A 17,842-nucleotide genomic window follows, 5' to 3' on the forward strand; every position below is an offset into this window, starting at 1 on the left:
TATTGTTTATTGAAAATTTATTCAGCCACCAAATATAAGGTTATTCTCTCGAATTTTTCTATTGGAAAACCATCTATTTTTTTCAATTCTTCTATAGATTGAATTTCAGCTACTTCATCTCTATAATTAAATATTTTCTTGGTAAGTTCATAATCTAAATAAACTATTGACAGCACCTCTTTAAAAGTTGCCTCATTTATATTTATTTTCTTAATTGTAGGTACTTTAATAACTTTGAAATGTTTTAAAATTTCATCAGCAATTTCCTTATCTAAATAATAAACTTCATAAAGTTGTGAATCAGCTGAAAAACCTTGTAGTTTATCTCTATAATTAAGAATTCTTTTTGCTGTTTTTTCACCTACTCCTTTTATAAAGATTAAATCATTTGCTTTAATAAAATTTAGATCTTTTATTTCAACAGGGTGTTTCTTTTGGTTTTTAGAAATATTTTTAGGCTTCCTATTTTTTGAAGTAACCCAATCTGGAAATTTGAAATTTGGACTAATTAAATCCAATAAACTATCGTTTACTTTTGTAATATTTTGAAATTCTTCTTTTGAATTTACAAAATTACCTTTTGCTCTAAATTTCAACAACCTATCAATTTCATCAACTGACATTCCAAGTTGATACCCTTTAAAATCTGTAATATAATTTGGATTGAATGGAAACTTTTTTGGCTTACTATTTTCTAATTCAACCATTTTTAAAGAATCCATCTCTTTTTGAAAAAGGGCTATTTCATTTTGATATATTGTATTTATATCTTTTGATGAAAAATCAACAAAAAAGAAAACAATTTGTAGTAAAACAATAATTAAAAGCAAAAAGAAAATCCCATTTCGTTGCCGTTTATTGTAACTGAAATGGGATTTAAATATGTTCATTAATATTTTTATTTAATAAATGTTAACTTTATTTGAAGTGCTTTTAAATATTTAACCAACTCTTTTCTAACAATTGGGAATAAAAATAACAATCCAATCATATTTGGAAATACCAATGCCAAAATCATCGCATCTGAAAAATCAAACACAGCTTTCATAGATGCCGCTGCACCTATCACAATGAAAGCAATAAATAATAATTTATAAGTAATGTCTGCAAGTTTACTTCTTCCAAATAAAAATTTCCAAGACTGTAATCCATAATAAGACCAAGAAATCATTGTTGAAATTGCAAATAACACAACTGCCAATGTTAATACATAAGGAAACCAAGGAATTACAGCTTCAAAAGCCATAGAGGTTAAATTAACACCTCCAACTGCAACACCATCAATTATTACACTTCCTGATCCATCACCACCATAAACAAATAAGCCGTCACTATTGTAAAAAATAATAACTAAGGCTGTCATTGTACAAATTACTACTGTATCAATAAATGGTTCTAATAAAGAAACAATACCTTCAGAAGCAGGGTATCTGGTTTTTACAGCCGAGTGTGCAATTGCTGCAGAACCTGCTCCTGCTTCATTAGAAAAGACGGCACGTCTAAAACCTGTTATTAATACTCCAAAGAAACCTCCTAACCCAGCACTTGGACTAAAAGCTTCTCTAATAATTAGGGCAATAGCATCATCAATATAACTCCAGTGAGCAACCATAACTATTAGGCAGGCAATTATATAAATTACAGCCATAAATGGCACAATTTTTTCTGTTACTGAAGCAATCCTTTTAATCCCTCCAATAATTACAAAACCTACAATTATTGCTATTCCAACACCAATTAAAGTTCCTGTATAACCTCCTTGCATTCCCATCATTACTGCCAATTGCTCAGCCGCTTGATTAGATTGTACAGCGTTTCCTCCACCAAATGAGGCGCCGACACATAAAATTGCAAAAAGAACAGCTAAAACTTTACCGAATTTTTTAAATCCTCTTTCAGCCATACCTTTTGAAAGGTAATACATTGGTCCGCCATAAACGGTTCCATCTTCACCAACATCTCTATATTTTACACCTAATGTACATTCTACAAACTTTGTAGACATACTTAATAAACCAGCAACAATCATCCAAAATGTGGCTCCAGGACCGCCAATTGAAATTGCTAAAGCAACACCAGCAATATTCCCTAAACCTACTGTACCAGAAACCGCGGTAGCCAAAGCTTGAAAATGACTAACTTCACCTTCTTTACTTTCATCTCTAATTGTATCAACTAAATCCCCATCTACAATGTTTAATTCTGCTTTTTCTACTCCATGACCTTCAACTTCGTCATATTTACCACGTACAACATTTATTGCCAGTCCAAACCTTCTCAGGTTAATTAAGCGGAAATAAATTGTAAAAAATATAGCACCTATAACTAATAAAAAAACTACTAAAGGAACTCCTGTACCCGGAACAATCCAAAAAACAATTCCCTCCCATTTAGCTGTAATTGGTTCAAACCAATCATTAATTCTTTCATCTAATCCTTTTTTTGCTGATTCTTGTCCAAATGTTATAATTGGAACAATTAATACTAATAATAAAAGAAGTTTATTCTTCATAATTTGTTGGTTAATTTTAAAAGTGGTTGCAATATGGCAAAAAAATGATGTTACTACAAGTTTTTAACAGTTAAAAAGAAAATCTATTATTAATCTAAATAATAATGTAAGAATTAGTCAAACAATTTTAAAAGATTTCTCTGAGTTTTAAAATCTGTTCTTTGTTTCCTAATACAATTAAATGAGTGTTTTTTTCGAGTTTAGTTTCAGAGTCTGGATTAATAATATACTCATTATCTTTTGTTTTAAACCCAATTACATTACAGCCTGTTTTTTTACGTAAATCCAAATCTAATATCGTTTTTAACATGTATTCAGAAGGCAGTTCATCTACTGAAATTTCTTCTAAATTAGCTTCAACATCCCCTGCAATAGTCAGTCTATCAACAAATTCCACTAAATCTGGCGTAACAACCAAAGAAGCCATATGGGCTCCTCCTAATTTATCGGGCATTATCACATTTGTAGCTCCAGCAAATTTTAACTTTCCGTAAGAGGATTCATTTGAAGCCCTACTTATTATGGTAAAATCTTTATTAAATTGACGTGCAGATAAAACCACAAATAAATTATCGGCATCCGAAGGTAAAGCTGTAATTAAACTTTTAGCTTTATCAAGCCCTAATTTTGCTAAATCTTCATCATTAGTTGCATCTCCATCAATAAACAAAATATTGTCTTTTTCCAATTCAGCAATTTCATCCATTCTTTTTTCAATTACTACACAAGGCTGATTAAATTGAATTAATTTAGCAACAGCTTGTTTCCCATTTCTACCATAGCCACAAACTACGGTATGGTTTCTTAATTTATCGATTTTTTGTTGCACTTTTTTTCTTTTTAAAATTTTGAAAAAACTTCCGTTTGCAAAATATTCTGTTAAAGCTTTTACAGAATAAGCGTATGTTGTTATACTTAAAAATATTAAAAAAATTGTAAATAACTTTTCGTTTTGATTTAACTTATGAAGCGTGCCAAAACCAACTGTTGACATTGTAATTACAGTCATATACAATGCGTCAATAAATGTTTCTTCCGACACATACATAAATCCACCAACTCCTATAACCATTACTAATGTAAGTAATAAAAAGGCAAAATATAATTTAGACTTTATTACCATAAATTATAAATCAAAAACTGAACTTCTTTTTGTATATATTAAATCTTTTAAACGTAATAAAAAAGCCAACGTTAAGTATATTCCAAATGAAAATCCTAAAGTTACAAACGAAATATAAATAAAAAATAAACGCACATTTGATACGTTCATTCCTAATCGATCAGCAAATCTAGATGAAACTGCAAAACCGTGTTTTTCAAAAAAATGTCTTATGTTATCAATCCACTTCAAAAGCTAAATATTTTAACGCAATATACTAATTTTCAAAATAAGATATAACCGATTATCTAATTTATAGTTTCATTTTTTTAACTTTGCAACTTTCCAAAAAATACAATGGCTAAAGACGAAGAATATATTGAAGTATTAGGTGCACGTGTTCATAATTTAAAAAATATTGACGTACGTATTCCAAGAGAAAAACTAGTTGTAATTACTGGTTTAAGCGGTAGTGGTAAATCTTCTTTAGCTTTTGATACAATTTATGCTGAAGGACAAAGACGCTATATTGAGACTTTTTCGGCATATGCCAGGCAGTTTTTAGGTGGATTGGAAAGACCTGATGTTGATAAAATTGATGGACTGTCTCCTGTAATTTCAATAGAGCAAAAAACCACAAATAAAAGTCCGCGCTCTACGGTTGGAACTATTACTGAAATTTACGATTTTTTACGATTACTATTTGCCAGAGCTGCTGATGCTTATTCATACAATACCAACAAAAAAATGGTAAGCTATAGCGATGATCAAATAAAAGAATTGATTTTAAAGGAATTCGATGAAAAAAAAATAGCAATATTAGCTCCTGTAATAAAATCTAGAAAAGGACATTATAGAGAACTTTTTGAACAAATTGCCAAACAAGGTTTTGTAAAAGTACGTGTGGACGGCGAAATTAAAGATATTGAAAAGGGAATGCGCCTTGACCGGTACAAAATGCATGATATTGAAATTGTTATTGACCGTTTATTGATAAACAAATCTTCTGAAAAAAGGTTAGAAGAAACCATTACAACTGCATTATACTCAGGTGAAAATGTGCTAATGGTTTTAGAACACAACACAAATATTCCACGCTATTTTAGTCGTGAATTAATGTGCCCAGAAACTGGAATTTCATATCCAAATCCTGAACCAAATACATTTTCATTTAATTCTCCTAAAGGAGCTTGTTCAACTTGTAATGGTCTTGGGAGAATTCAAAAAGTAAATATTCAAAAAATAATTCCTAATAATTCAATATCTATAAAAAAAGGCGGAATTGCTCCAATTGGAGAACAAAAAAGCAGTTGGATCTTTAAACAATTGCAATTAATTGCTGAACGATACAATTTTCAGTTAACGGATCCTATTTCTAAAATTCCAAAAGAAGCTTTAGAAATTATTTTAAACGGTGGAAAAGAAAAGTTTGAAATTGCTTCTAAAACAATGGGAATTACCAGAAATTATGAAATTGATTTTGAGGGAATTATTAACTTTATTGAAAACCAATACAAAGCTAGTGATTCAACTTCAATAAAACGTTGGGCTAAAGAATTTATGGATGAAATGGATTGCGAAACTTGTAACGCAAATCGTCTAAAAAAAGAAGCACTCTATTTCAAAATAAATAAAAAAAATATTTCAGAATTAGCACAACTCGATATTTCAGAACTTGCAAATTGGTTTTCAAAAATTGAAGAAAAACTAACTAAAAAACAACTAAAAATTGCTTCAGAAATATTAAAGGAAATAAGAACCCGCATTCAATTTTTACTAGATGTTGGATTAGATTATTTAACCCTCGACCGAAGTTCCAAATCGCTTTCAGGTGGTGAAGCACAACGGATTAGATTGGCCACCCAAATTGGCTCACAATTAGTAGGTGTATTATATATTTTAGATGAACCAAGCATAGGATTACACCAAAGAGATAATGAAAAACTTATAAAATCACTTATAAATTTAAGAGATGTTGGTAATTCGGTAATTGTAGTTGAACATGATAAAGATATGATTGAACATGCCGATTTTGTACTAGATATTGGTCCGGGTGCTGGTGTACATGGTGGAGAAATTGTAAGTGAGGGATCTTTTAAGGAACTGAAACAACACAATACCTTAACAGCAGATTATTTAAATGGCAAAAAAGAAATTTTAATTCCTAAAAAAAGAAGAAAAGGGAATGGTAAAAAAATTACCTTAACAGGTGCCACTGGAAATAATCTAAAAAACATTACCGTAGATTTTCCTTTAGGTAAATTAATTTGTGTTACCGGTGTATCTGGAAGTGGAAAATCTACTTTAATAAATGAAACATTGTACCCAATTTTAAATCAGCATATTTATAGAGGCGTTAAAAAACCGATGCCTTATAAAACAATAAAAGGATTAGAAAATATTGATAAAGTTATTGATATCGATCAATCACCAATTGGTAGAACTCCTCGCTCGAACCCAGCAACATATACGGGTGTTTTTAGTGAAATAAGAAATTTATATGCAAAAACTAGTGAAGCATCCATTAGAGGCTATAAACCCGGAAGGTTTTCATTTAATGTAAAAGGTGGAAGGTGTGAAACTTGTCAAGGTGGTGGTGTTAGAGTAATTGAAATGAACTTTTTACCAGATGTAAATGTTGAATGTGAAACTTGCCAAGGAAAACGCTTTAACAGAGAAACACTAGAAATTAGATATAAAGGAAAATCTATTTCAGATGTGTTAAACATGACCATTGAAGAAGCTGTTGTATTTTTTGAAAACATTCCAAAAATTTATCGAAAACTTAAAACAATAAACAATGTTGGTTTAGGCTACATAACATTAGGTCAACAATCCACAACCCTTTCTGGTGGTGAAGCACAACGTATAAAATTAGCTGCAGAATTATCTAAAAGAGATACCGGAAACACTTTTTACATTTTAGATGAACCTACTACAGGGCTTCATTTTGAAGATATTCGTGTACTTATGGAAGTGCTAAATAAATTAACAAATAAAGGAAATACTATACTTGTTATTGAGCATAATATGGATGTAATAAAATTAGCAGATCACGTTATTGATATAGGTATGGAAGGTGGAAAAAATGGAGGTGAATTAATTTGTTTTGGCACCCCAGAAGAAATTTCATCTGATAAAAAAAGTTATACGGCCAAATTCTTAAAAAAAGAATTACATTAGTCGCCAAACTTTTTTAAAAACGTAAAATTTAATTATTTAAAAAAGATATTTAGAAATATGACTCCTAACGAAGACAGAAAAATAAGGGAAAAATTTCAACAAAAAACTTGGAACGAAATTAAAACTAACGACTCCTGGGCTATTTTTAAAATTATGGCTGAGTTTGTTGAAGGATTTGAGCGTTTAAGTAAAATTGGACCTTGTGTAAGTATTTTTGGTTCAGCAAGAACTAAAGAAGACCAAGCCTATTATAAATTAGCCGAAAACATAGCATATGAATTAACTAAAAGCGGCTACGGTGTTGTAACTGGTGGTGGACCTGGAATTATGGAAGCTGGTAACAGAGGTGCTAATCGTGGCAAAGGAACTTCTGTAGGATTAAATATAGAGTTGCCTTTTGAACAACATGACAATCCATATATTGATTCTGATAAAAGCCTTGATTTCGATTACTTTTTTGTACGTAAAGTAATGTTTGTAAAATATTCACAAGGATTTGTTGTAATGCCTGGTGGGTTTGGAACAATGGATGAATTGTTTGAAGCAATTACTCTAATTCAAACTAAAAAAATAGGGAAATTCCCAATTATTTTAGTGGGTACAAAATTTTGGTCTGGTTTATTTGACTGGATAAAGAATACTTTATTAGAAGAAGGTAATATTAGCCCAAAAGATTTAGACTTAATATCACTAGTAGATACAGAAGACGAAGTATTAGAAGTAATTGATACCTTCTACAAAAAATACAGCTTAAGCCCTAATTTCTAAATTAAATTACCCTTGAAAAAGTATTCATTTTTTCTTATTTTACTTTTGTGTGTTTGTTTTAACCAAATTTTTGCTCAAACAAATAACATAAAAATTTATGCTGCTTTAAATACAGAAACAAATGAAATTAAAATTCAACAGGAAATTTATTTTTATAATAAATCGGACAGTATTTTAAATGAAGTTTATTTTCACAATTGGCCAAATGCATATAAGGATAAACAAACTCCATTAGCAAATCGTTTTATTGAAAATTACTCAAAAACATTCCATTTTGCAAGTGAAAAACAAAGAGGTCACACCAAAATAAATGGAATTTCTGTTGATTTTGATACCGCAAATTTTGAAATTACCGAAGAAAATCCAGATTTTTTAAAAGTTAATTTAAATCAACCCTTAAAACCAAAAGATTCTGTAAAAATCTCTGCAACATATTTGGTTAAAATTCCAAAAGACAAATTTACCAGTTATGGAGAAAATAATGAAATTTATAATTTACGATATTGGTATTTAACACCTGCCATTTTTGATACAGAATGGAAACTTTATAACAACTTAGATTTAGACGACCTATATATTGATTATACAGATTACACTATAAGCTTCAAAGTACCTAAGGACTATAATTTGAATACCAATTTAACTGCTTTCTCTTTTGTAAAAGATTCCATTAAAAGTTACGGTTTAACAGGCAAAAAAAGATTTGATGTTGAATTAAACATTACAAAATTAAACGACTTTACTGAATATACATTTGATGACAAAATTATAAGTACAAATATTATTTCAGATAATTTGGATAATGATATAAAATCAAGCATTTTAAGGCGTGAATTTTATTTTATACAAAAATTTTTAGGTAAATATCCACATGATAAAATTCTATTAAATCAAATTGAGTATGATAAAAATCCTGTATACGGTTTTAATCAATTACCATCATTTTTAGCGGCATATAACAATGCTTTTGAATGGGATATAAAACTTTTTAAAGTACTTTCAAAAAAATATATTGATGAAATTTTTCTTTTCAACAAAAGAGAAGATTATTGGTTAGCAAATGGGCTACATACCTATTTAATGCTTAAATATGTAGAAAAATATTATCCTGAAGTTAAAGCTATTGGAAATATTTCTAAACTTTGGGGAATTAGAAATTTTAGCATTTCAAAATTAAATTTTAATGATAAGTACCATTTTGTATATCAATTTGCTGCAAGAAAAAATCTTGATCAGGCTTTAACAACTCAGGCGGATTCATTATCTAATTTTAATAGAAAAATTGCTAATAATTATAAAGCAGGATTAGGATTAAAATATTTGGAAAATTATTTAGATGATTGTTCAATACCTTCAAATATTTTTAAATTTTCCTATGCAAACTCTGGGAAAAAAGTAAAAAGTGATCAATTTTTAGATTTATTAAAATCAGAAACTAAAAAAGATTTATCTTGGTTTGAAAAGGATTATTTAACCACAAATAAAAAAATTGATTATACAATTAAGAATATTATCAAAAAAAGTGATTCGGTACAAATTAGTATTGAAAACAAAAGAAATTTTACAGCTCCAATTCAACTATATGGCATAAAAGACAAAGAAATAAAGTTTAAAAAATGGCTTACAGGAATAGATTCTATAACAACAATTACAATTCCTCAAAGTGGATTCGATAAACTTTCATTAAATTATGAGTCGCAATTGCCTGAGTATAACTTAAGAAATAATTGGAAAGATCTTGATAACAAAATTTTTAACAGACCACTTCAATTAAAATTTTTTAAAGATATTGAAGACACCTATTACAACCAACTATTTTACACACCAGTTTACCGATTTAACTATTATGATGGATTGGTTTTAGGAATGGCATTCTCTAATAAAACGTTATTATCTAAAAATATTAACTATAAAATAACCCCTTCATATAGTACAAAAAGTAATACCCTATCTGGTTCAGCTTCATTTCAATACGAATACCTTCCAGAAAACAAAAAAATAAACAGGTTTGCAGTTGGGATTTCTGGCAGTAATTATCATTATGCCCCAGGCTTATCTTATACCGCCATTAACCCATTTGCATTACTACAATTTAATAGAAAAAGTTTAAGAGATGTTAGTAGTAAAGCACTATTTACTTCTTTCACATTAGTTGACAGAGAAAAGTCTCCAACCCAAACCCAACATGTTGAAACTAATAAATACAATGTTTTTAATTTGGCTTATGGATATTCTAAACCAGCTATTTTAGATGACGTAAGATTATCAACAGCACTGCAAGTTTCAAATAAATTTAGTAAACTCTCATTTACAGCTCAATACAGAAAATTAACTGATGCAAACCGACAGTTTGATTTTAGGTTTTTTGCTGGTGCATTTTTAAACAATAACACCGAAACAGACTACTTTAGTTTTGCTTTGGACAGACCAACAGATTACTTATTTCAATATGACTATTTTGGACGCTCTGAAACCTCAGGTATTTTCAGCCAACAAATTATTATAAATGAAGGTGGGTTTAAATCCAAATTACCTGTTTCGTATGCAAACCAATGGTTATCTACATTTAATGCTAGCGTTGGAATTTGGAGGTGGTTTGAAGTTTATAATGATGTTGGATTTGTGAAAAACAAAAATCAAAGTGTTTATTTTGCTTATGAAAACGGTATAAGACTTAACTTTATTCAAGATATTTTAGAAGTTTATTTTCCTTTTTATTCAAATTTAGGTTGGGAAGTTACTGCACCTCAATACAGTTCAAAAATACGGTTTGTATTGGTTATAAAGCCTAAACGTATTTACAACTTTGTAAAAAGAGGTTTTTATTAAAATAAATATATTTTTACTTTAATTAAATTATATTCAACAACTCCTTACTATTTTTTAATTTTGTTAAACATTTCTCAAATCATTTAAGCCATTTTTAAATATCACTTAAAAATAGTACCTTTGCAAAACTAAAAAAACTCAAAAGTATGCAGCTAGAATCATCTTCAACAAGCAAAGAGCAACTTTCATTTCTACAGTTTAAAAAGGAAGTTTTACACGATTACAAAATTGCTGTAATAAGTAGAGAATGCAGTTTGCTTGGCAGAAGAGAAGTATTAACTGGCAAAGCAAAGTTTGGTATTTTTGGTGATGGAAAAGAAGTTCCTCAGTTAGCAATGGCAAAGGCCTTTAAAAAAGGTGATTTTAGATCTGGTTATTACAGGGATCAAACTTTTATGATGGCTATAGGAGAATTAACTCCTCAACAATTTTTTGCCGGTTTATATGCACATCCAAGTTTAAAAGACGATCCAATGTCTGGTGGACGCCAAATGGGAGGTCATTTTTTAACACACAGTTTAGATGAAAATGGGGACTTTAAAAACTTATCCGAGCAATACAATTCAACTAGTGATATTTCACCTACAGCTGGACAAATGCCACGTATGTTAGGTGTGGCTTATGCATCAAAACTATTTAGAAATGTTCCGGAGGTTAAAAATCCAAAATTTTCAAATAACGGAAACGAAATTTCTTGGGGAACAATTGGTAATGCAAGTACTTCAGAAGGCATATTTTTTGAAACTATAAACGCTGCAGGAGTTTTACAAGTACCAATTATAATTAGTGTTTGGGATGATGATTATGGAATCTCAGTACCTGCTAAATTTCAAACTACAAAAGAAAATATTTCAGAAATTCTAAAAGGATTTCAAAGAGATGAAAACGCAGAAGGTTATGAAATTTTTGTAGTTAAAGGTTGGGATTATCCTCAGCTTATAGAAGTTTATAACAAAGCTTCAAAAATAGCTAGAGAGGAACATGTACCTATATTAATTCATGTAAAAGATTTAACACAACCTCAGGGCCATTCTACTTCAGGATCACATGAGCGGTATAAATCTAAAGAACGATTAGTTTGGGAAAAACAACATGATTGTATAGCTAAAATGCGAGATTGGATTTTTGAATTTGAACTACAAGATGAAAATAATAATATCTTAAAATTTGTTGATTCAGAGTCTGAACTTATTCAAATTGAAAAAGATGCCAAAAAACTAGTTTCACAAGCTAAAAGAGAAGCTTGGAATGCTTTTTTAACTCCAATAAAAGAACAAAAAAACAGGTTATTAAGCATTTTAGAAAAACTTGCAGATAAAAGTAATAACAAAGTTTTTATTAATAAACTGAATGCTGAACTTTCAAACATTTCAGAACCATCAAGAAAAGACCTTTTATCAACAGCCCGAAAAGTTATAGTATATGTTCGTAACGAAAATTCAATTGAGAAAACACAACTTCAAAATTGGATAACTAACTATTTAAATTCTGAACAACCAAAATTCAGTTCGCACTTATATAGTCAAACAAACAAAAAAGTTTCTCATGTAAAAGAAATTTTACCAACTTATAATGATAATGCAGAATTAGTTGACGGTAGAATAATAATTAAAGATAATTTTGATACCATTTTTTCAAAAAATAATAATGTATTTATTTTTGGTGAAGATTCTGGAAATATAGGAGATGTAAATCAAGGCTTAGTAGGACTTCAGGAAAAATATGGTAAATTAAGAGTTTCAGATACAGGAATTAGAGAAGCTACAATAGTTGGCCAAGGTATAGGAATGGCATTAAGAGGTTTACGCCCAATTGCCGAAATTCAATATTTAGATTATTTATTATATGCTTTGCAAATATTAAGTGATGACTTAGCATCGCTTCATTACAGAACAGTTGGAACCCAAAAAGCCCCATTAATAATAAGAACAAGAGGACATAGATTAGAAGGTATTTGGCATTCCGGATCACCTATGGGAGCTATTGTTCATTTGTTACGTGGAATAAATATTTTAGTTCCAAGAAATATGACAAAAGCAGCTGGCTTTTATAATACACTTTTAGAATGTGATGAACCAGCACTTATTGTTGAAAATTTAAATGGTTATCGTTTAAAAGAAAAACTTCCTACTAATTTAGGTGAATTTAAAACCCCTATTGGTGTAGTTGAAACTATTAAGGAAGGTAAAGATATTACAGTTGTTTCTTATGGCGCTACATTAAAAATTGTTGAAGATGTTGTAAAAGATCTGAATCAGGTTGATATTGATATTGAAATTATTGATGCGCAAAGTTTACTTCCTTTTGATGTTAACCAAGATGTTGTTAAGAGTGTTCAAAAAACAAACAGACTTATAATTATTGATGAAGATGTACCTGGAGGAGCTTCTGCATATTTACTGAATGAAATTTTAGAAAAGCAAAATGCTTACCAATACTTAGATAGTAAACCTATAACTTTAACTGCAAAACCACATAGACCTGCATATGGCACAGATGGTGATTATTTTTCAAAACCAAATGCCGAAGATATTTTTGAAACTATTTATAATTTAATGCAAGAGGTGAATCCGTTAAAGTATAAAAAATTATACTAGGTAACATTTATTACAATCATACAAAACTTCAATAAAAACACCTTCTTAGGTGTTTTTTTTATTTAAAAAGATAAAAATAATATGACAATTATCATTAAATTGATATATATCATACTTTTTACAATAAAATACCCATAACTTTGAGAATAATAGAATTAGAAGTTAATTATCACTCAAAATATTATTAAAATGGCAAAAGTTAAAGGAGCAATTGTAGTTGACACCGAAGCGTGTAAAGGTTGCGAAGTTTGCATACCTGTTTGTCCTGAAGATGTAATTAGTATGACTTCAAAAGTAAATAGAAAAGGCTACCACTATGCTTTTATGCATAATCCTGAAGCTTGCACTGGCTGTACTAACTGTGCAATTGTTTGTCCAGATAGGGCAATATCTGTTTATCGTGTAAAAGTTACAGCATAACAAAAAAATCAACAAATATGTCAGAATTAAAATTAATGAAGGGAAACGAGGCATTGGCTGAAGCTGCTATTAGAGCAGGAGTTGATGCTTATTTTGGTTACCCTATTACACCACAATCAGAAGTTATTGAATATTTAATGACTGAACGTCCTGAACAAAGAACAGGTATGGTTGTGCTTCAAGCTGAAAGTGAGATTGCAGCTATTAATATGGTGTATGGAGCCGCAAGTACTGGTAAAAAAGTAATGACTTCTTCATCTAGCCCTGGAATTTCATTAAAATTAGAAGGTATTTCTTATTTAGCAGGCGCAGAATTACCTGCAGTTATAGTTAATGTTGTTAGAGGTGGCCCTGGGTTAGGAACAATTCAACCTTCCCAAGCCGATTATTTTCAATCCGTAAAAGGCGGAGGTCATGGAGATTATAAATTATACGTATTAGCACCTGCTTCAGTGCAAGAAATGTCTGACTTTGTAGAAAACGCTTTCGATATTGCCTTTAAATATCGTGCTCCGGTTTTAATTCTTTCAGACGGACTAATTGGTCAAATGATGGAAAAAGTAAATTTAAAAGGCCAACAAAAACGTTTAACAGATGAAGAAGTAATAAAAAGACATGATAGTTGGGCTGTTACCGGTAAAACTAACAGAGAAAGAAATATTATTACATCGCTAGATTTACAATCAGAAAAAATGGAGGCCAGAGTTCGTAGGTTAATGAAAAAATACGAACAAATGGAAAAAGAAGATTTGCGTTACGAAGAATTTCAAACTGAAGATGCAGAATATTTATTTGTAGCCTATGGATCAAGTGCAAGAATTGCCCAAAAAGCAGTACAATTAGCAAGAGCAAAGGGAATAAAAGCTGGTTTATTAAGACCAATTACATTGTTCCCGTATCCAAAAAAAGTTTTATTTGACTTAGCCGATCAGGTAAAAGGAATTTTAAGTGTTGAATTAAATGCAGGGCAAATGGTAGAAGATGTACGCCTTTCAGTTGAACACAAAGTTCCTGTAGAACATTTTGGAAGAACTGGAGGTATTATTCACACTCCTGAAGAAGTATTAGAAGCTTTAGAACAAAAAATTATAAACTAATGAACGTATTAGACATTATAAAACCCGAAAATCAAGTATTTTGTAAATCAAAATTAATGACAGATGCTACGCTGTCCTATTGCCCGGGTTGTGGACATGGTACCGCACACAATTTAACCATGGAAGTTGTTGATGAAATGGGAATTTCTGAAAATACCATTGGAGTTGCTCCGGTTGGTTGTTCAGTTTTGGCTTATGATTTTATGAATATTGATATTACACAAGCTGCTCATGGAAGGGCTCCTGCAGTTGCAACTGCTATTGCAAGAACTTGGCCAGAAAAATATGTATTCACCTATCAAGGTGATGGGGATTTGGCAGCTATTGGAACAGCAGAAACTATTCATGCATGTAACAGAGGTGAAAATATTGTAATAATTTTTGTAAATAATGGAATTTATGGAATGACTGGTGGCCAAATGGCACCAACTACTTTAGAAGGAATGCGTTCATCTACTTCTCCTTATGGTAGAGAAATAAAATCTATGGGCTCACCATTAAAAATGACTGAATTAGTAGCAAATTTACCTGGTGTTTACTATGTAACACGTCAATCAGTTCACACCCATAAACATGCAAGAAAGGCAAAAAAAGCAATTAAAAAAGCATTTGAAAACACAAGATTAAAAAAAGGATTGTCTTTTGTTGAAATTGTATCTAACTGTAATTCTGGTTGGAAAATGACTCCAAACGAGTCTAATATTTGGATGGAAGAAAACATGTTTCCTTACTTTCCTTTAGGTGATATTAAAGTAAACGGGATTTTAAAATAATTAATTATGACAGAAGAAATTATTATTGCAGGTTTTGGTGGACAAGGTGTACTTTCAATGGGTAAAATATTAGCTTATTCTGGAATTATGCACGATCAAGAAGTAAGTTGGATGCCTTCTTATGGACCAGAAATGCGAGGAGGTACAGCAAATGTAACTGTTATTTTAAGTGATGACAGGATTAGCTCTCCATATTTAAAAGTTTTTGATACTGCCATTATTTTGAATCAACAAAGTATGGATAAATTTGAAAAAAGTGTAAAACCTGGAGGTGTATTATTATATGAACCAAATGGAATTTCGCAGCATCCTACAAGAACAGATATTCATATTTACCAAATTGAAGGAAATAAAATTGCAACTGAAATGGGCAATAAAAAAATATTTAATATGGTTATAATGGGTGCATTCTTAAAAATTAAACCTATTGTAGAATTAGAAAATGTAATTGAAGGTTTAAAAAAATCATTACCTGAACGATATCATCATTTAATACCATTAAATGAGGAAGCTATAACTAAAGGAATGAATAATGTAAAAACTTATTTAAAAGAAAAACAAGTACTTTAAAACAATAAAGACTAAACATTTTTAAAATCGGTTATTTTGTAATATCTTTTGCTACAAAATAACCGATTTTTTATGGCGTCAATTTTAGTTACAGGAGGGAGTGGTTTAATTGGTAGTTACTTATGTAATTTATTAAAATCTAAAGGACATCAGGTTTCAATTTTAAGTAGAAACAAAACTTCTGAACCAACTATTTTTTACTGGGATATTAATAAAAACTATATAGATTCTGAAGCAATAACTTCAGCTGAATATATTATTCATTTAGCAGGCGCAGGAATTGCTGACAAAAGATGGACTAAAGCAAGAAAAAAAGTTCTAATAGATAGCCGAGTTAAATCAACAAATCTTTTATTTAATAAAGTTAAAGAGTTAAATCCCAATTTAAAAGGATTTATTTCAGCTTCAGGAATTGGTTATTATGGAGCAATTACCAGCCAAAATATTTATTCTGAAACGGATAAACCAGGAAATGATTTTTTAAGTAAAATATGTATCCTTTGGGAAAAAGCAATTCTTAAGTTTAACTCTTTAAATATAAGAACAGTAGTTATAAGAACTGGTGTTGTATTTTCAAAAGAAGGTGGAGCTTTAGAAAAAATATCTAAACCAATTAAATTAGGTTTTGGTGCAGCTTTAGGAAATGGAGAACAATATATTCCTTGGATTACTACCGAAGACTTATGTAATATATATTTAGAAGCAATTGATAATAAATATATTAAGGGAATTTATAACGCAGTTTCTCCAGAACACATAACCAATAAAACACTAACATTAACCATAGCTAAAAAATTCAAGAAACATTTATGGCTTCCTAATGTACCTTCATTTATTCTAAAAATTATGTTAGGCGAATTAGCTATTATTTTACTTGAAGGAAGTAGAGTTTCTTCTAAAAAAATAAGAAGTACAGGTTTTAAATTCAAATCCCCTACATTAAAAGATGCTTTGAATAATCTAAACCATTAAACATCTATTACTCCAATTCAAGTTTTATTTATTGAACATGTTTTTATAATTTTAGTGAAACTACAAAAATCAAGAAATATGAAAAAATTAAAAAAAGAGGATATTCCACAAGAAATTTTTGATTTATACGATGATTACGCACACAACAAACTTGAAAGAAGGAAATTTTTAGAAAAATTATCATTATATGCCATTGGAGGAATTACAGTACCTTCTTTACTTAGTTTTATTTCCCCAAATTATATTGATACTATTTTAGTAAAACCAAATGACCCTAGGCTGGATTCAAAATATATCACTTACAAATCACCTAAAGGAGGCGGAGAAATTAAAGGTCTCTTTTCAATTCCTTCAAAACCAAAAGGAAAATTACCCGGAATTATTGTTGTTCATGAAAATAGAGGATTAAATCCCTATATTGAAGATGTTGGACGAAGAGCTGCCGTTGATGGCTTTATTACATTGGCGCCTGATGCGCTTTCACCTTTGGGAGGCTATCCTGGAAATGATGATGATGGGAGGACATTACAAAAAAAGCGTGATAGGTTTGAAATGCTTGAAGATTTTATTGCAGCCTATCAATATTTAATAACCCATAAAAATTGTAATGGAAAAGTTGGTGTTGTTGGTTTTTGCTTTGGAGGTTGGATAGCAAACATGATGGCCGTTAAAATCCCTACACTGCCTGCTGCAGTCCCTTTTTACGGTGGTCAGCCTTCAGACGAAGATGCCGCTAAAATAAAAACTCCATTATTGTTACAATATGCAGAATTAGATAATAGGGTAAATGAAGGTTGGCCTGCTTTTGAAACAATTCTTAAAAATAATTCCATTGAATATCAAGCATATTTTTATAAAAATGTAAATCATGGGTTTCATAATAACACAACACCGAGGTATGATGAAAAAGCAGCGACATTGGCCTGGGAAAGAACAATTAATTTCTTTAAAAAGAATCTTTAAAGCAGAAAAATAAGTTTAACTAAAAAGTAAAACCTTTTTAGTTTTTTAATTACCCA

14 protein-coding genes are annotated in these 17,842 nt (G+C 30.1%); 10 read left to right on the forward strand and 4 right to left on the reverse strand.

The window, feature by feature from the left end; all coding sequences use genetic code 11:
• Positions 1 to 17 precede the first annotated feature (17 nt).
• The 4 genes from BX611_RS00470 to BX611_RS00485 all read right to left on the reverse strand — a co-directional run bounded on the left by BX611_RS00470 (position 18) and on the right by BX611_RS00485 (position 3,866).
• Positions 18 to 890 carry a ComEA family DNA-binding protein gene (locus BX611_RS00470; protein ID WP_115877531.1) on the reverse strand — a complete coding sequence of 291 codons (873 nt, stop codon included), beginning with the start codon at positions 888 to 890 and terminating at the stop codon, positions 18 to 20.
• An 8-nt stretch (positions 891 to 898) separates the two neighbouring features.
• A complete protein-coding gene (locus BX611_RS00475; protein ID WP_115877532.1) occupies positions 899 to 2,512 on the reverse strand; it encodes an alanine/glycine:cation symporter family protein in 1,614 nt (537 codons plus the stop codon).
• A 127-nt stretch (positions 2,513 to 2,639) separates the two neighbouring features.
• Positions 2,640 to 3,635 carry a potassium channel family protein gene (locus BX611_RS00480; protein WP_115877533.1) on the reverse strand — a complete coding sequence of 332 codons (996 nt, stop codon included), beginning with the start codon at positions 3,633 to 3,635 and terminating at the stop codon, positions 2,640 to 2,642.
• A 3-nt stretch (positions 3,636 to 3,638) separates the two neighbouring features.
• Positions 3,639 to 3,866: a PspC domain-containing protein gene (locus BX611_RS00485; RefSeq protein ID WP_115877534.1), complete on the reverse strand. Its 228-nt coding sequence runs from the start codon at positions 3,864 to 3,866 to the stop codon at positions 3,639 to 3,641.
• A gap of 105 nt (positions 3,867 to 3,971) precedes the next feature.
• Between BX611_RS00485 and uvrA the strand changes: the two genes are divergently transcribed.
• The 10 genes from uvrA (at position 3,972) to BX611_RS00535 (ending at position 17,786) form a co-directional block, all read left to right on the forward strand.
• Complete coding sequence (uvrA, locus tag BX611_RS00490) at positions 3,972 to 6,797, forward strand: excinuclease ABC subunit UvrA (RefSeq protein ID WP_115877535.1); 2,826 nt, start codon at positions 3,972 to 3,974, stop codon at positions 6,795 to 6,797.
• Positions 6,798 to 6,854: 57 nt separating this feature from the next.
• Entirely contained in the window at positions 6,855 to 7,565 is a 711-nt protein-coding gene (locus BX611_RS00495; protein WP_115877536.1) for an LOG family protein, read from the forward strand.
• 12 nt (positions 7,566 to 7,577) lie between these two features.
• A complete protein-coding gene (locus BX611_RS00500) occupies positions 7,578 to 10,394 on the forward strand; it encodes a M1 family metallopeptidase (RefSeq protein ID WP_147296385.1) in 2,817 nt (938 codons plus the stop codon).
• Positions 10,395 to 10,540: 146 nt separating this feature from the next.
• Positions 10,541 to 12,991, forward strand: coding sequence for an alpha-ketoacid dehydrogenase subunit alpha/beta (locus BX611_RS00505; RefSeq protein ID WP_115877538.1), 2,451 nt, complete (start codon positions 10,541 to 10,543; stop codon positions 12,989 to 12,991).
• Between the two features lie 189 nt (positions 12,992 to 13,180).
• On the forward strand, positions 13,181 to 13,411 hold the full coding sequence (locus tag BX611_RS00510; protein ID WP_115877539.1) for a 4Fe-4S dicluster domain-containing protein: 231 nt from the start codon (positions 13,181 to 13,183) through the stop codon (positions 13,409 to 13,411).
• Positions 13,412 to 13,428: 17 nt separating this feature from the next.
• Positions 13,429 to 14,508 carry a 3-methyl-2-oxobutanoate dehydrogenase subunit VorB gene (locus BX611_RS00515; protein WP_115877540.1) on the forward strand — a complete coding sequence of 360 codons (1,080 nt, stop codon included), beginning with the start codon at positions 13,429 to 13,431 and terminating at the stop codon, positions 14,506 to 14,508.
• Positions 14,508 to 15,281, forward strand: a complete 774-nt coding sequence (locus BX611_RS00520) for a thiamine pyrophosphate-dependent enzyme (RefSeq protein WP_115877541.1) — start codon at positions 14,508 to 14,510, stop codon at positions 15,279 to 15,281. The genes BX611_RS00515 and BX611_RS00520 overlap by 1 nt, the downstream gene beginning before the upstream one ends.
• 6 nt (positions 15,282 to 15,287) lie before the next feature.
• Complete coding sequence (locus BX611_RS00525) at positions 15,288 to 15,851, forward strand: 2-oxoacid:acceptor oxidoreductase family protein (protein WP_115877542.1); 564 nt, start codon at positions 15,288 to 15,290, stop codon at positions 15,849 to 15,851.
• A gap of 72 nt (positions 15,852 to 15,923) precedes the next feature.
• Positions 15,924 to 16,823: a TIGR01777 family oxidoreductase gene (locus BX611_RS00530; protein ID WP_115877543.1), complete on the forward strand. Its 900-nt coding sequence runs from the start codon at positions 15,924 to 15,926 to the stop codon at positions 16,821 to 16,823.
• 78 nt (positions 16,824 to 16,901) lie between these two features.
• A complete protein-coding gene (locus BX611_RS00535; protein ID WP_115877544.1) occupies positions 16,902 to 17,786 on the forward strand; it encodes a dienelactone hydrolase family protein in 885 nt (294 codons plus the stop codon).
• Positions 17,787 to 17,842 lie beyond the last annotated feature (56 nt).

Origin of the sequence: Lutibacter oceani (assembly GCF_003384935.1) — a bacterium.
GTDB lineage: Bacteria > Bacteroidota > Bacteroidia > Flavobacteriales > Flavobacteriaceae > Lutibacter > Lutibacter oceani.

Coding starts and splice junctions, on each gene's coding strand:
- BX611_RS00470 (WP_115877531.1), bottom strand. CDS start 890: ATGAACATATTTAAATCCCATTTCAGTTACAATAAACGGCAACGAAAT.
- BX611_RS00475 (WP_115877532.1), bottom strand. CDS start 2,512: ATGAAGAATAAACTTCTTTTATTATTAGTATTAATTGTTCCAATTATA.
- BX611_RS00480 (WP_115877533.1), bottom strand. CDS start 3,635: ATGGTAATAAAGTCTAAATTATATTTTGCCTTTTTATTACTTACATTA.
- uvrA (WP_115877535.1), top strand. CDS start 3,972: ATGGCTAAAGACGAAGAATATATTGAAGTATTAGGTGCACGTGTTCAT.
- BX611_RS00495 (WP_115877536.1), top strand. CDS start 6,855: ATGACTCCTAACGAAGACAGAAAAATAAGGGAAAAATTTCAACAAAAA.
- BX611_RS00505 (WP_115877538.1), top strand. CDS start 10,541: ATGCAGCTAGAATCATCTTCAACAAGCAAAGAGCAACTTTCATTTCTA.
- BX611_RS00510 (WP_115877539.1), top strand. CDS start 13,181: ATGGCAAAAGTTAAAGGAGCAATTGTAGTTGACACCGAAGCGTGTAAA.
- BX611_RS00515 (WP_115877540.1), top strand. CDS start 13,429: ATGTCAGAATTAAAATTAATGAAGGGAAACGAGGCATTGGCTGAAGCT.
- BX611_RS00520 (WP_115877541.1), top strand. CDS start 14,508: ATGAACGTATTAGACATTATAAAACCCGAAAATCAAGTATTTTGTAAA.
- BX611_RS00525 (WP_115877542.1), top strand. CDS start 15,288: ATGACAGAAGAAATTATTATTGCAGGTTTTGGTGGACAAGGTGTACTT.
- BX611_RS00530 (WP_115877543.1), top strand. CDS start 15,924: ATGGCGTCAATTTTAGTTACAGGAGGGAGTGGTTTAATTGGTAGTTAC.
- BX611_RS00535 (WP_115877544.1), top strand. CDS start 16,902: ATGAAAAAATTAAAAAAAGAGGATATTCCACAAGAAATTTTTGATTTA.